The organism is Paenibacillus sp. 01T422, from assembly GCF_056398785.1.
Genome location: NZ_JBFTQB010000679.1, coordinates 1 through 3,604, shown reverse-complemented (window position 1 = coordinate 3,604; position 3,604 = coordinate 1). Strand labels below are relative to the sequence as shown.

The 3,604-nt window shown below is 41.6% G+C and carries 5 protein-coding genes and 1 pseudogene; 4 read left to right on the top strand and 2 right to left on the bottom strand.

Annotated features, from left to right (window positions below; genetic code table 11):
- On the top strand, positions 1–276 hold a 276-nt coding region (locus tag AC1DUA_RS28785), incomplete at its 5' end, for a cupredoxin domain-containing protein (protein ID WP_477503016.1).
- Positions 277–655: 379 nt separating this feature from the next.
- Here the strand turns inward: AC1DUA_RS28785 and AC1DUA_RS28780 are convergent.
- Complete coding sequence (locus AC1DUA_RS28780) at positions 656–1,033, bottom strand: TIGR03943 family putative permease subunit (protein ID WP_477503017.1); 378 nt, start codon at positions 1,031–1,033, stop codon at positions 656–658.
- Entirely contained in the window at positions 984–1,415 is a 432-nt protein-coding gene (locus AC1DUA_RS28775; RefSeq protein WP_477503015.1) for a GTP-binding protein, read from the bottom strand. The genes AC1DUA_RS28780 and AC1DUA_RS28775 overlap by 50 nt, the downstream gene beginning before the upstream one ends.
- Before the next feature lie 198 nt (positions 1,416–1,613).
- Between AC1DUA_RS28775 and AC1DUA_RS28770 the strand changes: the two genes are divergently transcribed.
- The 3 genes and pseudogenes from AC1DUA_RS28770 to AC1DUA_RS28760 form a co-directional block, all read left to right on the top strand.
- Positions 1,614–2,321 (top strand): metal ABC transporter ATP-binding protein, encoded by a 708-nt coding sequence (locus AC1DUA_RS28770; protein ID WP_477503014.1) that lies wholly within the window; start codon positions 1,614–1,616, stop codon positions 2,319–2,321.
- Positions 2,267–3,184 (top strand): annotated as a pseudogene (locus tag AC1DUA_RS28765) (metal ABC transporter permease). Before AC1DUA_RS28770 ends, AC1DUA_RS28765 begins: the two are co-directional and overlap by 55 nt.
- Positions 3,185–3,189: 5 nt before the next feature.
- Positions 3,190–3,604, top strand: a 415-nt coding sequence (locus AC1DUA_RS28760) for a metal ABC transporter substrate-binding protein (protein WP_477503013.1), incomplete at its 3' end; no start/stop codon positions are given.

Below are 3,604 nucleotides of genomic sequence, written 5' to 3'. Positions count from 1 at the left end.
ACGCAACAAGACGGATTTCAAGTTATTACAATAAATGTGAAAGATGACGGCTTTTTTCCTGCCAATATCGAGGTTCAGGCAGGAGTGCCGACAAAGCTAAATTTCAAAAAGCAAAGCCGCTTTACTTGTATTAAAAGTGTAGCATCTCCTGAATTAGGAATGGATGTCTATCTGGAAAAAGGGGATAATTTCTTTACATTAAAAGACTTAAAACCCGGGACCTATAAATTTCATTGCGGTATGTATATGTACTATGGGACAATAACGGTGAAATAATGGATCTGTTCCGTTGAATCCCTATCTATAAATGGCGAATAAAAAAGATCGTTTCAACCTTTTCAGGGATGAAACGATCTTTTTCTTAGTATACGTGTTTATAGTTATTTCGCTTTCTTTAGCAAAGAAGCAAGCAACGATAAGACCTCGAACACTGGGGCAGCAATAGAAAAATTCAAAGGAAGGTTCGTGCTTCCAATCCCCCTACCCCGACCCATTCTAAAACACTACCCTCTTTGTAAATGATATGCTTTCCAAGAGAAGGAGGTTTCTTGATCTCCTACTTTTCCTTGCATATTGAATTCACCGAATTCGGTGCTAGAAAGTCCATCCCCCGTGTGTGTATATGATGCACGCTATGTAAATTAGTTAAGCACTTTCAAAGGTTCAAAGTTCGGATAAACATAGGGCTCGCTAGGAGGTGTGATCTTTTCAATTTTTGATCAGCTTTGATCTTGAAAATATCGTTACCATTATAGCTGCCATTTTGAATGGTTCCAGTGACCTTGACCCACATGTCTTTGGGATAAGTCTGGGCTGTAGGAAAGTCAATCATGACTCCGTACGGCGTAGCATCCGCTGAACAGCAGCTAACAGCAAATCGGCCAACGACAAATTGGTCATTTGCCATATTATCTTCTCGATAAACAGTATACGTGAAAAAGAGACGATATGTTTGTCTGCGGGATTCTGTGCTTTTACAACTTTCACAGCCTGCATTTGCATGCTTTGCTAAAAGTGATGGAGTCTTGAGGATGCGATTGTCTGGGTTGCAGGCTTTCGAATATGTAGTCTAAAATCAAGGAACGTTCATTGTGTTTGCGTATTACTTTTTCGATAGATTTCAATTGTTTATCTGTTACTAAATCGATTTTATTAAGTAGAAGAAGATCAGCTACTTCCATCTGCCGTCTAATCGTATAGACAAGTTCTCGGTCCGAGGCAAAGATGCTGTTGTATTCAAGTACATGTTCAGCGTCAAGTACGGTGATGACTTTATGAAGTTTTACGTAGGGAAGCAGGGAAGGTTCTGTTAATTCATCGATGATTTCCTCAGGATTGGCAACACCTGTCAGTTCTTGTATGGGACGAAAAGTGTAATCATTACGAATTAAATTGTAATATAAAAAAAGGTTCACAGCAAGATCTACAGATTTCTTTGTTGACATAGGTATTGAAAGAGGATATATTTGTGTTTGTAAAAGTAATATTTACGATTAATATAGGATATTCGTAATTATTACATATTTAATAAAGGTCATCCGAGAGATTTTTTAATTTTTCTCTTGATTATAAATCGTAATTATTACATATAAAAGGCGAGGAGGATTTACAAAATGCTAGTTGCTTCTTTGAATGAAGTGGAATTTGGTTATAACGATTTACCCTGCCTGCAGGATGCGAGCGTGGAGATTCAGTCGGGTGAATTTGTCGTAGTAACTGGACCAAACGGCGCAGCAAAGTCAACTCTGCTTAAACTCATTCTTGGTTTAATTGAGCCATGGAAAGGACGCGTCTTCCTTTCACCCAAGAATGAAGCAGGCAAGAAATTGCAAGTAGGGTATGTATCGCAGCAAATTGCAGCTTTTAATAGTGGATTTCCAAGTACCATTCTGGAGTTTGTTCGCTCAGGCAGATACGCAAGTGGATCTTGGCTCCGTAAGATTAGCGCAGACGATGACAGGATGACAGTGACGGCTCTACGGCAGGTAGGCATGTGGGAGCTGCGAAACCGCAAAATTGGTGAGCTCTCCGGTGGTCAGAAGCAGCGGATCTGCATCGCTAGGGCTCTTGCGCAAGAACCAGATATGCTGGTACTCGATGAGCCTACGACGGGCATGGATCAGGATAGTCGATCTGGTTTCTATGAACTAATGGATTATCAGGTGAGAGTACATAAGCGGACCGTTATTATGGTGTCGCATAATCTTGCTGAAGTGGCTCCTTACCTTGATCGAATTATCGCGTTGGAGAGAAAGGAGGATGGCGGATGGAGATGCTGCACTACGACTTCATGCAGCGGGCATTTTGTGCCGGTGGGTTAATTGCCATTATCGCCTCTATTTTAGGCGTGTATTTAATGCTGCGAAGACAAGCGCTAATGGCAGATATGCTTTCTCATGTCTCTTTGGCAGGTGTAGCGGGAGGTGCTTATCTGCACATTAACCCTACCTTATCCGGATTCGTTGTAGCAGCCTTGGGAGCGGTAGCGGTTGAGTATGTAAGGAGGTCCTATAAATCTTACAGTGAAATATCCGTTGCGATTATTATGGTTGGAGGCTTGTCTTCTGCTGTTATTATCATGAGTCTCAATCAAAGTATAAACAAAGGATTTTCGGCTTATTTATTCGGTTCGGTCGTTGCGGTGAACGAGACAGAGCTGCTGTTCATGTTGGGTGTTGCCTTAGTCGGTGGTCTTTTCTTCTTCCTATTTCGACGACCTCTGTATCAAATTACATTTGATGAGGATACAGCCAAAACGAATGGACTGCCGGTAAAGTAGATCTCACTTGGCTTTAGTGTATTGACAGGCATGATTGTTGCTGCTGCTATGCCGATCGTAGGAGTTCTCCTTGTTTCAGCTCTTATAGTTCTTCCCGCGGCTCTTGCAATACGTATAGCGCCTAGCTTCACTTCGTCGCTTTTTATCGCTATGGGAGTCGGATTGTTTGGTGTATTTTCCGGGTTAACAGCTTCATATGAACTAAGTACCCCGCCTGGAGGAACCATTGCGATTTTCTTATTATTCGTCTTACTTACTGGTCTAAGCATCAAGAAAGTGGTAGTAAAGTTTAGTAAAGCTAGCAATCATAAAAATGTTCATAACGAACCGATGGCTTACGGCAGTCTGCTTAAAGGTTCTGGCGATTCTGCAAAAACAACATTTAAAACTTATTTGGAGGATTAATTAAAATGAAAAAAACATGGGCTGTAAAATCACTCGCTTTCACTGCTTTATCAACGCTTCTTTTGTCAGGTTGTGCCTCTAATCCAGCTTCAAGCTCTGGGAAATTAAATGTTGTAACAACCTTCTATCCGATGTATGAATTCACCAAGCAAGTTGCTGGTGACCATGCAGATGTCATTGCCTTAATTCCTGCCGGTGCTGAGCCGCATGATTGGGAGCCTAGCCCCAAAGATATGGAAAAATTAAAGAAAGCGGATGTGTTTGTTTACAACGGAATCGTGGAAGGTTGGGCGGAGCAATCGCTTTCTAGTGCTGAAAAAACGAAGCGTGTTGTGGTCGAAGCCAGCAAAGGGATCGAATTAATGGCAGGATTGCCAGAGGAAGAAGAGGATCACAAAGAAGAAGGACATAAAGAGGAAG

Excerpts from the sequence above, each read along its gene's own strand:
- AC1DUA_RS28770 (WP_477503014.1), top strand. The coding sequence starts at position 1,614 with ATGCTAGTTGCTTCTTTGAATGAAGTGGAATTTGGTTATAACGATTTA.